Annotated in this window: 18 protein-coding genes; 11 read left to right on the top strand and 7 right to left on the bottom strand. The window is 38.8% G+C overall.

Annotated elements, in window-relative coordinates:
• Positions 1-103 precede the first annotated feature (103 nt).
• From Q4D72_RS00430 to Q4D72_RS00415, 4 genes are all read left to right on the top strand, one after another.
• Positions 104-577 (top strand): regulatory protein RecX, encoded by a 474-nt coding sequence (locus Q4D72_RS00430; protein WP_303075432.1) that lies wholly within the window; start codon positions 104-106, stop codon positions 575-577.
• Between the two features lie 17 nt (positions 578-594).
• On the top strand, positions 595-1,848 hold the full coding sequence (locus Q4D72_RS00425) for a mechanosensitive ion channel family protein (protein WP_303075431.1): 1,254 nt from the start codon (positions 595-597) through the stop codon (positions 1,846-1,848).
• Between the two features lie 264 nt (positions 1,849-2,112).
• Positions 2,113-3,051 carry an SUMF1/EgtB/PvdO family nonheme iron enzyme gene (locus Q4D72_RS00420; RefSeq protein ID WP_303075430.1) on the top strand — a complete coding sequence of 313 codons (939 nt, stop codon included), beginning with the start codon at positions 2,113-2,115 and terminating at the stop codon, positions 3,049-3,051.
• Positions 3,052-3,220: 169 nt separating this feature from the next.
• Positions 3,221-3,808 (top strand): riboflavin synthase, encoded by a 588-nt coding sequence (locus Q4D72_RS00415; RefSeq protein ID WP_303075429.1) that lies wholly within the window; start codon positions 3,221-3,223, stop codon positions 3,806-3,808.
• Here Q4D72_RS00415 and Q4D72_RS00410 read toward each other — a convergent pair whose 3' ends face one another.
• Positions 3,809-4,708, bottom strand: a complete 900-nt coding sequence (locus tag Q4D72_RS00410) for a geranylgeranylglycerol-phosphate geranylgeranyltransferase (protein WP_303075428.1) — start codon at positions 4,706-4,708, stop codon at positions 3,809-3,811.
• A gap of 204 nt (positions 4,709-4,912) precedes the next feature.
• Here Q4D72_RS00410 and Q4D72_RS00405 point away from each other — a divergent pair, with 204 nt between their 5' ends.
• From Q4D72_RS00405 to Q4D72_RS00395, 3 genes are all read left to right on the top strand, one after another.
• Complete coding sequence (locus Q4D72_RS00405) at positions 4,913-5,647, top strand: YggS family pyridoxal phosphate-dependent enzyme (RefSeq protein ID WP_303075427.1); 735 nt, start codon at positions 4,913-4,915, stop codon at positions 5,645-5,647.
• A gap of 44 nt (positions 5,648-5,691) precedes the next feature.
• Positions 5,692-6,684 (top strand): glycosyltransferase, encoded by a 993-nt coding sequence (locus Q4D72_RS00400; RefSeq protein ID WP_303075426.1) that lies wholly within the window; start codon positions 5,692-5,694, stop codon positions 6,682-6,684.
• A gap of 78 nt (positions 6,685-6,762) precedes the next feature.
• Positions 6,763-7,686 carry a PfkB family carbohydrate kinase gene (locus Q4D72_RS00395; RefSeq protein ID WP_303075425.1) on the top strand — a complete coding sequence of 308 codons (924 nt, stop codon included), beginning with the start codon at positions 6,763-6,765 and terminating at the stop codon, positions 7,684-7,686.
• Positions 7,687-7,750: 64 nt separating this feature from the next.
• Here the strand turns inward: Q4D72_RS00395 and Q4D72_RS00390 are convergent, their stop codons facing one another.
• Genes Q4D72_RS00390 through Q4D72_RS00375 form a run of 4 tightly spaced genes read right to left on the bottom strand, consistent with a single transcriptional unit; the run spans position 7,751 to position 11,455 of the window.
• A complete protein-coding gene (locus Q4D72_RS00390; protein ID WP_303075424.1) occupies positions 7,751-8,872 on the bottom strand; it encodes a thiol-activated cytolysin family protein in 1,122 nt (373 codons plus the stop codon).
• 3 nt (positions 8,873-8,875) lie between these two features.
• On the bottom strand, positions 8,876-9,724 hold the full coding sequence (locus Q4D72_RS00385) for a hypothetical protein (RefSeq protein WP_303075423.1): 849 nt from the start codon (positions 9,722-9,724) through the stop codon (positions 8,876-8,878).
• Between the two features lie 12 nt (positions 9,725-9,736).
• Positions 9,737-10,591 carry a hypothetical protein gene (locus Q4D72_RS00380; protein WP_303075422.1) on the bottom strand — a complete coding sequence of 285 codons (855 nt, stop codon included), beginning with the start codon at positions 10,589-10,591 and terminating at the stop codon, positions 9,737-9,739.
• A 6-nt stretch (positions 10,592-10,597) separates the two neighbouring features.
• Positions 10,598-11,455, bottom strand: a complete 858-nt coding sequence (locus tag Q4D72_RS00375) for a hypothetical protein (RefSeq protein ID WP_303075421.1) — start codon at positions 11,453-11,455, stop codon at positions 10,598-10,600.
• 565 nt (positions 11,456-12,020) lie between these two features.
• Between Q4D72_RS00375 and Q4D72_RS00370 the strand changes: the two genes are divergently transcribed.
• The 4 genes from Q4D72_RS00370 to Q4D72_RS00355 all read left to right on the top strand — a co-directional run bounded on the left by Q4D72_RS00370 (position 12,021) and on the right by Q4D72_RS00355 (position 15,901).
• On the top strand, positions 12,021-12,449 hold the full coding sequence (locus tag Q4D72_RS00370) for a hypothetical protein (protein WP_303075420.1): 429 nt from the start codon (positions 12,021-12,023) through the stop codon (positions 12,447-12,449).
• 418 nt (positions 12,450-12,867) lie between these two features.
• Positions 12,868-13,185, top strand: coding sequence for a YbjQ family protein (locus Q4D72_RS00365; RefSeq protein ID WP_303075419.1), 318 nt, complete (start codon positions 12,868-12,870; stop codon positions 13,183-13,185).
• 191 nt (positions 13,186-13,376) lie between these two features.
• Positions 13,377-15,347, top strand: a complete 1,971-nt coding sequence (gene dnaG, locus Q4D72_RS00360) for a DNA primase (protein ID WP_303075418.1) — start codon at positions 13,377-13,379, stop codon at positions 15,345-15,347.
• A gap of 89 nt (positions 15,348-15,436) precedes the next feature.
• Positions 15,437-15,901 (top strand): hypothetical protein, encoded by a 465-nt coding sequence (locus Q4D72_RS00355; RefSeq protein WP_303075417.1) that lies wholly within the window; start codon positions 15,437-15,439, stop codon positions 15,899-15,901.
• Between the two features lie 65 nt (positions 15,902-15,966).
• Here Q4D72_RS00355 and Q4D72_RS00350 read toward each other — a convergent pair whose 3' ends face one another.
• Entirely contained in the window at positions 15,967-16,461 is a 495-nt protein-coding gene (locus Q4D72_RS00350; protein WP_303075416.1) for a YqiA/YcfP family alpha/beta fold hydrolase, read from the bottom strand.
• Positions 16,462-16,465: 4 nt separating this feature from the next.
• Positions 16,466-17,161 (bottom strand): Crp/Fnr family transcriptional regulator, encoded by a 696-nt coding sequence (locus Q4D72_RS00345; RefSeq protein WP_303075415.1) that lies wholly within the window; start codon positions 17,159-17,161, stop codon positions 16,466-16,468.
• Positions 17,162-17,277 lie beyond the last annotated feature (116 nt).

The following is a 17,277-nucleotide window of genomic DNA, read 5'->3' as shown; positions in this document are numbered from 1 at the left end:
TTTTTCATAGTTATAGTATTTTTAAATTAAACAACGTAAATGAGTCCGGTTGCCTGTCGGACTCATTTGTTTTTTTCGATAAAAATTTGCTAATTTTGCTTTTATGAACACCGTGAAAACGTACACTGTTGAGGAAGCCAAACGCAAGCTTGAAGCCTTTTGCGCCTATCAGGAACGCTCTCATAAAGAGGTTATTGAAAAACTTCAAAAAATGCGAATGATTCCGCTTGCCGTTGATGAAATTGTGGTGCATTTGATTGAGCATAATTTTTTAAATGAAGAACGTTTTGCCAAAAGTTTTGCCCGCGGGAAATTTCGTTATAAAAAATGGGGACGAACGCGCATCAAGCAAGAGCTAAAACAGCGCGGGCTTTCAGCCTATGTTATTCAATCGGCTTTAAATGAGCTCGATGACGATGAATATTTGGAGGTTTTTAACACATTAGCTGAAAAAAAACAGGCTGAAATCAAGGAGAAAAATCCGTACAAGGCAAAACGCAAACTTGCTGATTATCTGCTGTATCGCGGGTGGGAATCAAATTTGGTGTACGAGAAGGTGAGTGAATTGTATGAGTAAACAAAAAGGGAAACACAATGGAAATGTATAGAATAAAATCCGTTCAATGGATTGAAAATTATGGTTTTAGCCATTTTTGGGCAATGACGATTCAGTCTGTGCTTGTCTTTGTGTTGTTGTTATTGCTTGCTTATGCGGTGGATAAGGCGGCTACGCTGATAATGAGGAAATTCGTCCCGAAACTGGTAGGTTATACCGCCACAAAATGGGACGATATTTTTATGGAAAATCACGTTTTTGCCAAATTTGCTCATTTTTTGCCCGGCGTTTTGGCGTTGGTTTTCTGTGATTTAATTGCTTCGGAATCACTTCGTTTGTTGATTCAAACTTTTATAAGCACTTATTTTATCATCGTGTTGGTTTTGTTTCTCAATGCGGTTTTAAACGCTTTGGAAGCGCTTTACATTCTTACCAAAGGTACCGAGGTTACCATCAAAATCTACACGCAACTTGCCAAAGTAGTGCTGTTTTCATTGGCGGGAGTGGCTGTGATTTCCATTTTTGCCAATAAAAATTTCATTGATATTTTAACGGGTTTGGGGGCAATGGTGACCATTTTGCTCATCGTATATAAGGATATGATTATGGACTTTGTGGCTGGTATTCAGCTTTCTGCCAATAAAATGGTGTATGTGGGTGATTGGATAACCTCGCCCAAAGACGGTGCTGACGGCATTGTGATTGACATTGGACTGACCACCGTGAAGGTACAAAATTGGGACAGAACCATTACCACCATTCCCACGCACAAACTCACTTCTGAGTCGTTTACCAACTGGCGCGGAATGCAACTCTCTGACGGTAGGCGTATTAAGCGACACGTGAATATTGATATTGAATCGGTTCATTTTTTATCGGACGAAGAAATAGAGCGCTTCCGAAAAATACGCCTGATTTCACAATATATTAATGATAAAGTAAAGATAATCAGTGAAGTAAATGCCAATGAACCTGAGTGTTTTAACCAACGCAGGCTTACCAACATCGGTACGTTTCGTAAATATATTGAAAATTATTTACGTGAATCCGGTTTTGTGAATTTAGATATGATGTTTGTTGTCAGGCAGTTACAAGCCACCGAGAAAGGAATCCCGATTGAAATTTATATGTTTTCAAAAATAAAGGAATTTGCTGATTATGAGCAATTACAATCCGATATTTTTGATCATATTTTTGCCATTGTGCCTACTTTTAATTTGCGCTTATTTCAAGAGCCTTCAGGGCATAATTTTTCAAAATACCCAAAAACAGAAATTGAAAAAAAAATGTAAAAATTGGTGTGCTTATTTGGATGTTTTTTAGGTTTAAACAGCTTATATTTGTTAATTATTACTTAATTCTGTACCAAAGTTTTGTGAAAATATTTTTAGTTTTAAACTATTTCCTACATTTGCCCCAGAAACCAATAACAATTATAATTTGAAAACAACCAAAATCTTCTTTTTATTTGAGGTTTTTTGTAATGATTTAAACAGGAATTACGTCATAAAATAAAAGAAATCTCTCAGTATCAGTAACTCAGCAAGTATATAAATATGATGGAAAAACAATTTAAATCAGAAATTATCCGTGAGCAAGGTACTTTTTTTAGAAAAGTTGCCGTTGTTGCCGTAGCCTTGCTTGCCTTGGCAAGTTGCAACAAAAATGAAGACGAACTTATTGACCACTCAAAAACAACAGGGGCAACAGGTTCAACAACCGGTTCGGGCTCATCAGTTTCAGGCTCGAAAGGAACAAATACCGGCACATCTAAGTTTGATGAAGCTAATTTGGTGTTTGTGGAAGGTGGCAGTTTTATGATGGGAAGCCCCGTAGGTTCGGGTGAGGGCGATGAACGTCCGCAGCACAAAGTTACGTTAAGCAGCTACAGAATAAGTAAATACGAAATAACTAATGAGCAATACGCCTTGTTTTTAACTGCCAAAGGCAACCAAGCCGAAGGCGGCAAAAAATGGTACCAAGGTTCTGATATCGTGCAAGACGGAAAAGGATTCAAACCACGCAAAGGGCGCGAGAAATTTCCGGTGGTGTACGTGACTTGGGCTGGTGCTAACGCTTATGCGCAATGGGTTGGAGGCAGAATCCCGACCGAAGCCGAGTGGGAGTTTGCCGCACGAGGCGGAAACAAAAGCAAAGGATACACCTATTCCGGAAGCAATAACATCAACGATGTAGGTTGGTACGTTGGCAATTCGGGCGGGCGATTGCACAAAGTGGGTGAGAAAAAACCCAATGAATTAGGTATTTACGATATGAGTGGCAATATTTGGGAATGGACAGCCGATTGGTATGGCGCTTACACCCGAGAGGCTCAAACCAACCCGAAAGGTGCAGCCAAAGGAACCAATCGTGTACGACGCGGAGCGAGTGCTTTTTGTACACTGCCCAATACACGTTCGGCAAACCGAAGCAACCGCAACCCTACCGGAATTCGTCATAATCTTGGTTTCCGAGTGGTTCTTCCTGTGAAATAATTCTTATTAAAATAAAAGTGTAAAATACTGAAACCTAACGAGTAATGACTTGTTGGGTTTCTTTTTTATGGTCTTATTTGAAATTGAGTGTGAAAATTTAAATGCCATCAACTATTTTGAAAAGCAAAAAATAAGCGTAATTTTGTATCCGTTAAATTAATATTTCAGAATGTTTACGGGAATTATTGAAGATTTAGGCAAAATCACCAAAGTTGAAGCCGAACAAGCCAATTTGCATCTATACGTGCAAAGCAAATTTACTTCCGAATTGAAAATCGACCAAAGCATAGCGCATAACGGAGTTTGCTTAACGGTAGTTGCCGTTCAGGGAGATACTTACAAAGTAACCGCCATTGCCGAAACGCTTGCCAAAACCAATATCGGGCAATTGCAAGTGGGCGACATCGTGAATTTGGAGCGCGGAATGTTGTTAAACACACGGCTTGATGGGCATATCGTGCAAGGACACGTAGACCAAACAGGTGTTTGTGAGGCGATTAACGACGAAAACGGAAGCGTTCGCTTTACATTTTCATACGATTCCAAAAGCGGAAACATAACCATTGAAAAGGGGTCAATTACCGTAAACGGAGTCAGCCTCACGGTTGTGGATTCATCTGAAAATCAGTTTAGAGTGGTAATTATTCCGTACACAATGGAGCATACCAATTTCAAAAATATACGGGTAGGAAGCCTTGTAAATTTGGAATTTGACGTGATTGGCAAGTACGTAACGAAGTTATTTTCAATGCGGTAGTTACACAAGCGTTAAAAATCGTTCGGGATTGATAAGCAACACACTAAACACGCCCATTACAAGTACCAATTTCAGCAAGTTGTGAAGCAAGATGTAATGTTTATGCAAGTTGCTGCTCCACAGTAATGTAAGTAATAGGCAGAGCATTATAGCGGTGAAAATCAGATAGTATGCCATATATCCCACATTAAAATAATGGGTTAGTGCATATATCAAAAATAAGCACAGCAATGAGGCTACTGAAATGCCCCATTTGGCATAACGTTCGCCGTATTTCACCGGAATGGTTTGGTAGTTATGAAGCAAATCGCCTTTAAGGTTTTCCAAATCTTTAATCAAATCTTTGATTAAGATGAGCAAAAATAGGAGCAGGGCGTGCATAAAAATCACGGTTTCGAAGTTTTTGTAATAAATAAACACAGCAAAAAACGGCACAATTGCCAGCAATGCCGATGTGAAATTTCCCCAAAACGGAATTTTTTTGATGCGGTGCGAATAAAGCCACATACTGAAAATGTAGCCCGAAAAAAACAACACTGCCCGAAACGAAACATAACTCGCCACGATGACCGACAAAAAGTTCAACAGAAAGTAAAGCGTTAGTTTGGTGTTTTGCCCAACCAAGCGGTCAATCATTGATTTTAAAGGTTTGTTGATCAGGTCTTTTTCTTTGTCATAAAACCCGTTAATGATGTACCCGCTGGCAATGGCTAATGCTCCCGCCCACACCAACATAAACAATTGGTCGTCAAAAAGAACGCTGCGCAACGAACTTTCTTGCGAAAGCACAAAAATCGAAGCCAAATATTGTGCCACACACACCATCAAAATATTGTACCCGCGCACCGATGAAAACAGCCCGAGAATTTTTAAAAGTGTATGTCGTGTTCTTTTTCGCATTTTTAGAAGATTGACACGCAAAATTTATTTTAAGTCAAAAAATAATGGATAATTACCGTTTTATTACATTATCTTTGAACCAAAATTTTGGTGTAACGGCAAAGATATTAATAATTTTAGAGAATTTGTCAAACGGGCAACATAAAATATTTTTTGATTAACAAAATAAAAGTGATATTTTTGGCAGAAAATTCATAAACCACGATGGATATTTTAAAAAATCTTCAAATTATACAAAGCCGTATTGATGCCGCTTGTGCGCGTGTCAATCGCAATCCGAGTGAGGTGAAATTATTGTTGGCTACCAAAACCGTATCGCCCGAGCGCATCAAAATAGCCCTTGATGCGGGTTATACGCTCATCGCCGAAAACCGTGTGCAAGAACTCAAAGAAAAATACAACGCACTGAAAACCACCCCGCACACCAATCACTTTATCGGGCATTTGCAAACCAATAAAATCAAAGATATTTTGCGTTGTGAGGTTTGTTGCGTGCAATCGCTTGACCGTTATGATTTAGCTGAAAAATTACATCAACGTCTTGTAAATGAGCAAAAAACAATAGATGTGTTCATTCAGGTTAACACTTCAAATGAAGAGAGCAAATTTGGTGTGCATCCTGATAAGGCACTTGAACTTGTGCAACGGGTTTCACAACTGCATACGCTAAAAATCAAAGGGTTAATGACCATCGGCTTGTTTAGTGACGATGCCGAAAAAGTGCGTGCCTGTTTTCGGTTGTTAAAAAGCATTCAGCAGAAAGTCAATGACTTACAGCTTCCTAATGTGGAAATGAAAGAACTTTCAATGGGGATGAGTGGTGATTTGGAAATCGCCATTGAAGAAGGCGCTACCATCGTGCGCGTTGGCACTGACATTTTTGGTGAGCGCATCTATCCCGATAGTTTTTATTGGAATGAAAATCAGTCGAAAAATTGATGTGTTCATTTTAAGGTTTTATTCACTTACAAAACATTCATATAATGCATATAACAATCGTTCAAGAAGCTGTTTTGCCGGTGGTTAAGTACGGAGGAACCGAGCGTGTGGTTTGGTATTTGGCAAAAGAATTGGTAGCCTTGGGGCATAAGGTTACCTTTGTGGCAAATTGGGGCAGTAAGTGCGCTTTTGCCGATGTGATTCCTTTGCAGGAAGGGATTCACATTACAAAATTATTACCAAAAAATACGGATGTGGTTCATTTTCATTCCACCGGAGTTACGGGAATCAATGATGTACAATGCCCCAAAGTGATTACGATGCACGGCAATCCGCCTTACGGGGAAGAACTTGATTACAATACCGTTTTTGTATCAAAGAACCACGCAAATCGGCATAATTCCGATTCCTATGTGTACAACGGATTGGATTGGAATGATTACGGAGCGGTTAATTTGAATGCTTCCAAAGATTTTTTTCATTTTTTAGGAAAAGGAGCTTGGCGGGTCAAAAACCTTCGCGGGGCGATTCGGTTGGTTAAAACGATGCCTCACGAAAAATTGTATGTTTTTGGGGGAGTGCGGTTTAACTTTAATATGGGCTTGCGATTCACCTTCACACCCAAAGCTCATTTTTTTGGTTTGGTGGATAATGAAATGAAAAAGAAATACTTGCCTCATTCAAAAGGACTTTTATTTCCCGTGCTTTGGAATGAACCCTTTGGTTTGGCATTGATTGAGAGTCTTTACTTCGGAAGCCCTGTTTTTGGCACGCCCTACGGTTCGTTGCCCGAGCTTATCATTCCCGAAGTGGGATTTTTGTCCGATACTGCCGCTGATTTGCAACAGGCAATGTGCAATTGGCGAGAATATGACCCGAAAGTTTGCCATCACTACGCAACCGAAAATTTTAACGCTAAAAAAATGGCGTTGCATTATTTAGAGAAATACCAACAAGTTATTGATAATCAATATTTAAATTCGAAAAAACCCAGCCTGTTACAAGCAACACCTAAATTTTTGCCTTGGGCGGAATAATTTCGTTTTGCTGTTGTTTGTCTTTAATTAATGCGTATCTTTGCTCACTGAAAACAGTGATGTATATTTTTAGTAAAAATGAGTAAATTATTGATTGTCGGAACGATAGCTTTTGACCAAATTGAAACACCTTTTGCCAAAACCGATAAAATTATGGGGGGAGCAGCCAATTACATTGCCGTTGCAGCCTCGCAATTCAAAATTGACACAGCCGTAATTTCAATTGTAGGGGAAGACTATCCGCAGGCATATCTGGATTTGCTCACCCAACGGAATGTGAATGTGTCAGGCATTCAGCAGGTTAAAGGCGGAAAATCATTTTTTTGGAGCGGAAAATATCATAATGATATGAATGCGCGCGACACGCTTGAAACCCGGCTCAATGTGCTTTCTGACTTCAATCCCGTAGTTCCTGAATCATATAGAGAGACTAATGTGTTGATGCTTGGTAATTTACATCCAAAAATACAGTTGGAAGTATTACGACAAATGCGGCAAAAACCCGATTTGGTGGTGCTTGACACGATGGACTATTGGATGAACCACACTTGGGATTTGCTGATGAAAGTCATTGAAAAAGTAGATGTTATAACCATTAATGACCAAGAAGCCCGCCAACTCACGGGCGAGTATTCGTTGGCTAAGGCGGCGAAAAAGATAATGGCAATGGGAGTGAAATACGTCATCATAAAAAAAGGCGAACACGGGGTGTTGCTTTTTCATAATGAGTTGGTATTTTTTGCGCCGGCACTTCCGTTGGAAGATGTTTTTGACCCCACCGGAGCGGGTGACACCTTTGCCGGTGGTTTGGTAGGGCATCTTGCCAAATCAACCGATTATGGCTTTGAAAATATAAAAAACGCCGTGATTTACGGTTCGGCATTGGCTTCATTTTGTGTTGAAAAATTAGGAGCTGAACGTACTTTGAATCTTACTTCCAATGAGTTACAAAGTCGATTGATGCGGTTTAAGGAACTCACGCAATTTGAGATTAAAATTTGACATAAGCATCAAACGGGGCTGTTTTCTCAGAAAACAGCCCCGTTTGGGTGTGAGTTGCATTATTTTATTCGTAAGCTAAACGTTGTTCGGTGTACATCACACGAACATCAACCTCTTTGTTGTCTTTAAGAGTACGAACTTTATATCCGATTGGTGTAGATGAATTTACTAAATCTTTTGCAGAAGGATTGGTAAGAAAATCCATAAATTCATCATAACCGGTAATCATTTTGGTTTTTACAAGCGGACCACCGGCGACCATTATTTTGATATTGTTATTTTTGAAAAAAGCCCTTGCTTCTTCCTTCATTTTTGCTTTCACATCAGCGCTTACAACAGAAAAATTGGCGCTAATTCCTGCTTGAATTTCTTTTGAAACTTCCGAACTGTTTTCTTCTGTTTCTACCAATAAATGAGCCACACGTCCGTAATCTACACTGCTGATATAAACAGGCTCGTATTCTCCAACGTTTTGAATATCACCCCATTCATCGGCAAGTTTAGGGTCAACAGAAACATTGTAAAACATTTGGCGAACCTTAATCAGCACATATTTTTTGCTATTGATGGTTAATTTTGACTCGTTGAAACTGAAATTACCTTTAATTTTACCGCCCCAAGCACTTATGTTTGCGTGTATTCCGAAAGTTTTGTTGAAGCTCTCCAAGGTTGATACTTCGTTAGAAATATAAGTCAAATAAGCAGGTACGTTGTTATAATCAACTCTTTCACGGTGTGCGTTAATCAAATCATTAACTTTTTGGCGTACATTGCTCAACACGGGTACGGCGTTTGTAGAAACAGGCAAGCCGGTACCTTGCAAGGTGGCTGAAAGGGTAATTTCTTTCGGGTTTTTAATAACAAGATTGTTGTAACGTCCTTCCATAAAAGACTCGCCGCTCAATACGCTTCCCGGATAGATAACGTCCAAGCCGCTTCCGTCAATGAGTTCAACCGGAGCAAGCGTTTTTTGCGCTTTTACGGTTTGTAACATTTCTTTTTTGTTTGTTGTTCCTTGTGTTACAACCCGAACAAATTCAGACGATACAACTTGGTCTGATTGTTCAGGAAAAACAACACTTTTTAGTCCGGCTAACGTGTCAGCATAATTTTTGTCTTTCTCACACGATGTCATACAAGTAGTTAAAACTACTGAAATTGCGATAGTTTTTAAAATCGGTTTCATATCTTAAAAATTAAAATTATAATACTTAATTTCTTCTTGTCGTTTACTGGGCATTAGTTGTCGGATGATAATTTTATCGACTTTTCTGTTATGAACAGCAGGCGGTGATACTTCTTGTTCGTGGCTTTCTGTGAACTTGATAGTGCCTTGATTGAAATCACCTTCGTGTACTTTTCCGTCATATTCAATATAATAACGTTGTGTGATGCCGTTTTGAGATGTTAGGTAGGTGTCGTCTTGCTCTATTCCGTCATCAATTTTAAAATAGAAATTATTTTTGTGTTTTGAATGCTGAAAAAGTCCTGCGCTTTGTGTTTCCTCTCGTTCAAACCACACGCTCAATAAAACACTATTAAACAATATTTCTTGCTTTTTGCTGCTGCCAACAATTTTACCATCAACCTGTTTTTGAAGTTCATAAACGTGTTTAAACGTGCCGGGCAATAAGGGTTTTATATAAAAATAATGCTTCCCTTTTTTGTCAAAAACAACATAATTAAGGGCGTCGTTTTTTTGGATGTTCATTTTTTGTTTTTCACCCTTTTCATTATCCACATACAACTCGTAATCTTTTCCCAAGGTTTGATGGTGCTTTTGGTTTTCTTTTATCAATAGCAGGCTATACGAGGCATTATCTTGTGTATCACCAATTTCAATGGCAAACGGAATGTAATCACCCACTTGAATGTTAGTCAAGTTTTTTTCGGGATGGTTAAAAATATTTTTGATTGAAAAACTGAACGCATCGGGGTCGATTACAGGAGGAGGTGTATCCTCCGTGTCATTGCCACCTTTACTACAAGAAGCAAAGGCAAGAAAAAATATAGATGTAATGATTCGTATTTTTTTCATAAAGCAATTGTACTATGGGTTCATTTTTTTTATTTCTTCAACCAGATTTCCAACGTTGTGATATTCAATGATGTCTTGCTGTTTGTTTGCTCTGGATTGAGTAATAAAAATTCGGTTCACGAAAAGAACGTCTAATTTTTGTCTCCACTGGTCTTTTCTATCAACGATAAATCGGATAGCACCTTGGTTAAACTCACCGGTGTAATCTTTTCCGTCATAGGTCAGAAGGTAACTCTGACTCATTTGGTTGTCGCTGGTGAGGTAAGTGTCAGCTTCGTCTTTTCCGTCATCAATTTCAAAGTAAAAATTTCTTTTGGTTATAAGTGGGAAGTTTCTAGTTTCTTCTGTTACCACCCATAGTTTTATTTTTACGGCGTTGAACAGCGTTTCTTGTTTGTTGGTGTTGCCAATGGGTTTGCCATCAATTTGTTTTTGAAGCTCATACACCAGTTTGAACGTGCCCGGCAACAAGGGTTTTACATAAAAATAATGTTTGCCTTTTTTGTTGAAAATCACGTAATTTACTTTGTCGTTCTTCAAAACTTCCAACTTTTGTTTTTCGCCCTTTTCGTTGTCGATGTACAGTTCATAATCCTTCCCCAAGGTTTGATGGTATTTTTCGCCCTCTTTTATTAGAAGAAGACTGTACGTCGCATTATCCTGTGTATCAGTTATCTCAACGGAGTAAGGAATATAATCACCCACCTGTATGTTGGTTAGGTTTTTTATGGGGTCATTGTAGATGTTAGAAATCGACATCCCAAACGCATTTGGGTCAATTGGCGCAGGGGGATTCACATCTGGGTCACTTTTACGGCAGGCTACTATCACTAGTAGCAACATTGCCCAAATAAAGTTCTTTTTCATAGTAAATCATTGTTTTATTTCTTCAATATGAATGTTGTGATATTCAATAAAATCTTCCGATTTATTGGTTCTGTTTTGAGTGATGCGAATTGTGCTGATGGTGGTGTTGCTCAAATTCTCAACCGAACGCTCATACTCCCTATCAGCAATGTATCGGATGTCTCCTTGATTGAACGCTCCTGCATACTCTTTTCCTTCATAGGTTACCAAATAACGCTGACTCATTTGGTCATTACTGGTCAGGTAAACATCGTCTTGGTCTTCGCCGTCATTGATTTTAAAATAGAAGTTTCGTTTGTATTTACTTCTAAAAGGAATTCCCCACGAGCCTTCTCTCACAGCCCACGCTTTTATTTGTACAGCGTTGAAAAGCAATTCTTTACGAATATTGTTCCCTACAGGCTTTCCCTTTATTTGTTTTTGAAGTTCATAAGCGTGCAAGAAAGTGCCGGGGGTTAGTGGCTTTATATAGAAATAATGTTTCCCTTTTTTGTCAAAAACAACATAATTAAGGGCATCGTTTTTTTGGATGTCCATTTTTTGTTTTTCACCCCTTTCATTATCTATATACAACTCGTAATCACGCCCCAAAGTCTGGTGATTTTTTTCGCCTTCTTTTAGTAACAGCAGGCTGTACGAGGCATTATCTTGCGTGTCGGTAATTTCAATGGCAAACGGAATGTAATCACCCACTTGAATGTTAGTCAAGTTTTTATAAGGATGATTAAAAACGTCATCAATCGTTACCTCAAAAGTGTCGGGGTCTGTTACAACGGGCGGAGGAGTATCATCCGAGTTGTTACCTTTACTACACGAAACAATCGTAAGTAAAACACTAAATAAGAAAGTAAATGATTTTTTCATAGAATGAGTTATTTTATAGAGGCAAAATAAAAATAAAAAAATGAAACATACAAATTTTCTTTTCTTTTTTTTTGTTTATTTTTGAATTAATTTGTATGTTGCTGATTGCCATTGATTTGTGTTTAATGATTTTTTTGTCAAAAGTTGATTGTTTAAAAGCTAAAACAAAACAAATAAAAACTGTTTAAAAATCAGTTAAGGAGGTGCTAAATCTTTTTAAAATGCTGCGGGAAATCTATATTAAAAGTTAGTAATCCCTAATTTTGTCATAATTGTTTGTTAATGTGGTAAAAAAAGGCACGTTTATTGCGCTGTATAGTTGTTGTCATTAAGAAGCCTCATTTTGAAGTTTGAAAGTTGTTTGAATTGATTTGAAATTAATCGCATATCGCAGTTTCTTCCGATAAAAAATAGCTGATATTCAAACAATAAATTGGTGCTTTATAGTTGAAAACATTAATTATTCCCTGCCTTGAAGCGTGAATTTTGAAAATATTTTCATTATTCACGCTTTTTTATTCCGTTTAAAATAAGTACTTTTGCCCCGAACTAAATAATTCATTTTATGTACAATACAATGCTTCAAGTCCACTCGTGGTTTGCTTATGTGGTGGTTGTGGTGCTTTTTTTGGCAACGGCAAATGCTGTTATCGGTTTCTTCGGAAAGAAAGAATATACGGCAAAAGATTTAAAATTAAGTCTTTACGGGCTTATCGTTTCGCACATTCAGTTGTTGGTGGGCGTGATTCTGTACGTTACTTCGCCTTTGTTTGGTGCTTGGAAAACAACCAATGTGATGCGCGATTCTTACTTGCGAAAAATATTGTTGGAACACCCGATGATGGTTGTTATCGGTGTGGTGCTGATAACAGTGGGTTGGTCGCTACATAAAAAGCAACTTACTGATAATCGTACTTTTGGCAAAATTGCCATTTTTTACGCTCTGGGCTTGGTGTGTATTTTATCGCGCATTCCTTGGCAGAATTGGTTTTAGAGAAATATAAACCGTCTTTTTCAAAGGCGGTTTTTTTATGGATTCACAGTTTTTTTGTCCATAAAGCTAATCCATTTTAAATTGTTGCTATTTTCAAGAGTGATTTTCGACCTTGGAGACGAAGCGTCAAAAAAATCAATGAATGAAGTGTGGAAAATCTCCACTGTCTGAAGCGACCGCAGGGAGCAAGTTTGGAGATTTTCAGCGAAATTTATCTGATTTTTAGCGAAGTATCCAAAGTCTTGAATTTTTGGTTCTTTTGTTTCAAGACAAAAGAACAGAAACAAAAAGATAAATTGTGTATAGACTGCTGTAAATAAATACGTTACAGTTAGTTAAAAACAGAAATATTTCATTTGTTTAATTGGGTTTTACAATACATTTACTATCTTTGTGCAAAAATTAAAACAAACAAACAATGATTTTATCCACAACACCTGTATTGGAAGGACATCCAATCAAGGAATATAAAGGCATCGTAACGGGCGAAACCATCATCGGGGCGAATGCCATTAAAGATTTTATGGCGGGGCTGACCGATTTTTTCGGCGGACGTTCCTCAACGTATGAAAAAGTGCTTATCGAAGCCAAAAATTCAGCGCTCGCCGAGATGCAACAACGGGCTTCGGCAATGGGAGCCAACGCCATTGTGGGCATCGATTTGGATTACGAAACCGTAGGCAGCAGCGGCGGAATGTTAATGGTTACCGCCAGCGGAACCGCCGTAGTGATTTAGTGTTTTTAGGTTTGAAGCGTTTGAGGTGGTTTCACGTTTGAAGCGTTGCGTTTGAATTGGTTTGAGGCTTCGCGTTTGAGATGGTTTGAAATTTTATTTTCTGTTTTTCAAACAATTTTCAAACAATGTCAAACTTTCAAACAACCTCAAACCATCTCAGACTATTTCAAATTTTTTAAAATCGTTTTCTGTTGATTTCAAAAAATACCATTGATAAGATTTACGACCAAATGCGGGTGGAGGAGGTCATTGGCGATTTCGTTCAGCTGAAAAAGGCGGGGTCTAACTATAAGGGTCTCAGTCCGTTTTCAAACGAACGAACGCCCAGTTTTATGGTCTCGCCCGTTAAGCAAATCTGGAAGGATTTTTCTTCCGGAAAGGGAGGCAACGCCATCGCTTTTCTGATGGAACACGAGCATTTTACCTATCCGGAAGCCCTACGGTATTTGGCAAAAAAATATCATATCGAAATCGAAGAAACCGAAATTTCTTCCGAAGAGAAAGAAAAAGCAAACGAACGCGAAAGTTTGTACATCGTTTCGGAATACGCTCAAAAATTCTTTGAGGAAACCCTCACCCAAACCGAAGAAGGAAAAGCCATCGGGCTGACTTACTTCAAGGAACGCGGATTTACGCCCGAAACCATCAAAAAATTCCGATTGGGTTACTCGCCCAATGAATGGATAGCCTTCACCGATGCCGCTCTGAAAAACGGCTATCAGCTTGAATTTCTGGAAAAAACGGGGCTGACCATCGTCAAGGAAGACAAAAAATTTGACCGCTTCAAAGGGCGGGTGATGTTCCCCATTCACTCAATGAGCGGACGCGTGCTGGGCTTCGGCGGGCGCATCCTCACGCAGGACAAAAAAGCCGCCAAATACCTCAATTCGCCCGAGAGCGACATCTATCACAAAAGCAAAATCCTCTACGGAATTTACCACGCCAAGCAAGCCATCGCCAAGGCGGATAATTGCTATCTGGTTGAGGGCTACACCGATGTGATTCAGCTGCACCAAAAAGGCATTGAAAACGTGGTGGCTTCGAGCGGAACGGCACTCACGCCCGAGCAAATTCGGCTTATCAATCGGCTTACGCCCAATATCACGATGCTTTATGATGGTGATGCTGCGGGACTTAGAGCCTCACTTCGCGGAGTGGATTTGATTTTGGAACAAGGAATGAACGTGCGTATTTGCACCTTTCCGGAAGGCGAAGACCCCGATAGTTTTGCCCGAAAAACGGCATACGAAGATTTGGTGTTGTATCTGGAAGAAAACGCTACCGATTTTATCCGCTTTAAGGCTTCGTTGTTGATGCAAGAAGCTAAAAATGACCCGATTAAAAAAGCCGAAACCGTACGCGATATTGTTGAGAGCATTTCTAAAATTTCGGACTTAATTAAACAGGAAGTTTATGTGCGGGAATGTGCTTCGATTATGGAAGTATCTGAAAATGTGTTGTTTTCGACCCTTTCGCAAATACTGAAAAAAGATTTGTACCAAGGGCAAAAAACCGAACGCAAAAAACACCAAACCCTTGAAGTTACCCGAAGCAAGGAAGAGCAGGCGAGAATGACCGTCAATCGGTTGGAAGTGCTTGAACACGACCTTATTAAGCATTTGCTTTTGTACGGAAATCGCTCGTGTGTGTTTACCGATTCTGTTTTGCAAATCGATGAAGAAGGCAAGTTGGAAGAGAAAAAAATCCAGCAGGAACTCAAAGTGTATGAAAAAATTTATCTGGAATTGCAAGAAGACGAAATTCAGTTTGCCAATCCCGATTTTAAAACTATTTATGAGTTGGTAATAAGCAAGTTAAGCGAAAACGAATCGGCTTACGAGCTCAGCGGTTTCATCAATGAATTGCCGATGGAACTCAGCCAAAAAGTGTCGCAAATCATTATGGAAGACGAAAATTTGCAATTGCACGATTGGCTTCGTAAAGACATCGTTCCGAAAGACAAAGATGCTAATATTGATTTGGCAGTTTCAGATATCATATTGAATATCCGTAAGTTACTTGTTAGTCATCTGATAGAAAACGTGATGAAAAATCTTCCTACTTCTGACGAAAACCAAAAACGTGAAATGCTGGAAGAGGTGATGAATTACATTCAGCTTCAAAAAATACTGGGCAAACGGCTTAATCGCGTAATTAATTGATTGTTTTTGAAAAAAATCGAAAAAAAACTTTTTTTTCTAAAAAAATGGATTACCTTTGCCCCAGTTAAGTAATTTAAAAATAAACACCAATGAAAAAAATAGCAGTAAGTTTAGCATCAGTTGCCATTATGGCAATGGTTTCGTGTGATAATTTTAACCAAGCCAAAAAAAGTGCGACTGACACAATGGAACAAATGCAACAAGAAGCCGGTGATGCAATGGATCAAATGGGAGATAAAATGAACCAAATGAAAGAAGAAGCCGGACAAGCAGTTGATAATATGCAAGATAAAATGAAGGATATGATATCCGGAATTGAAGTGCCTAAATTCGGGAGTGCCGATGTTCAAAAAGTAGCTGATGAGTATGCTACGTATTTGAAAGATGCAGCTGAAGCCGTAAAATCAGGCAGTGCTGACAAAATTCAAGAGTTACAGGCAAAAGCAGCTGAGTGGCAAACAAAAATGCAAGATGTAGCCACTAAATTAACTCCGGAAGATGCTACAAAATGGTCGGAGTGGATGCAAAAAATTTCTGAATTTCAGTCGAAATAAACGAAGTTCATAGTTAAATGTTTAGAATTATTTGAAAAAAGGTTTCCAGTAATGGAAACCTTTTTTTATGATAAAGAAGCCAATTTTGTAAAGAAGATTGAAACTTCTTCTTGAAAAATTGAAATGGGATACGAATGTTTCATTCTGCTGATGAGCTGAATGTCAATGTTTTGATTTTCCAAAATGTCATTCTTCACAATATCAACAACTTCCCAAGCCGGAATAACTTCGTCACGTAGCCCGATTACAAGACGCATATAACCGGAGTATGAGGGGTTAAATGCGGTGTTAATAGGCAGTTGGTCTCTGAAATTCAGTGCCGGATTGAACAGCAGGCAAGGTTTATTGAGGGCTTGCGCTAAATAATAGGTTGCCAGTCCGCCGACACTTGACCCGATAATGGCTTGAACATCAGTAAATTCGTTTTGTAGTTTTTGAAAAAGATTGGGCGTATTTTTGTAATCCAATATGGGGGCGAGTACTGTTCCGAAAGTTTGCAAAACAACACGACGGTCGTCTTGCAGAAAACTATCCAGCCCGTGTAAATATAAGATTTTCATTGTTTTAGTCTCCGAATGATATTTTTTCTAATTGCTTTCTGTCAAGTATTTTAATTCGTTTTGAGTGGGTTTCAATCCACTTGTTTTTTGTAAAATCGGACAGCATCCGAATGAGCGATTCGGTAGCCGAGCCAATCATATTGCCAATTTCTTCGCGTGAAAGTTGCACGTTGATAAAGGCTTGAGGGTCTTTCCCGAAAATTTCTTCTAAAAAAAGTAGCGAACTTGCCAGCCGCTGTTTGGCTGTTTTTTGGGCAAAATCAACAATGGCGTCATCGGCTTTGCGCAGTTCACTGCACACATTTCGGAAAATTTCGGTAGAAAATTTTCCGTTTGAAGCGAATGATTCAAAAATAATATCTTTCGGTATAAAACACGCTTTTACGTGGGTAAGCGCTGTGGCTGTGAGGTTTACGGCTTCACGCGAAATCACGCTTCGCTGTCCCAAAATGTCGCCCTTGCAAGCAAAACGCACAATCTGAATTTTTCCGTTGGGGCATAACTTACTCAGCTTGCAAAATCCTTGGCTAATGCAATAAACGCCGGCAAGTGTGCTTCCTTCTTTAAAGATGACATCTCCTTTTTCAAAAACGATGTTTGTTTTGCATCGCGAAACATCGTGAAGTTGCTCATCTTGAAGCATTTTAAGCGGATTGTTGTTGTGTATGGCACATTGGTTGCAATGGTTTTGTTCGGGCATAAACTTCGTTTTGTTTGTTTTGCAAAGATAGGAAATTTACCGAAAAGTTGCATTATTTTTTTATCTTTGCAACAGATTTTTTGAAAATACGGGCAGGACGTGCAAATGCCTTCATA

Origin of the sequence: Capnocytophaga sp., from assembly GCF_030532915.1 — a bacterium.
Classification (GTDB): domain Bacteria; phylum Bacteroidota; class Bacteroidia; order Flavobacteriales; family Flavobacteriaceae; genus Capnocytophaga.
This window is presented reverse-complemented; position numbering and strand designations above follow the sequence as displayed.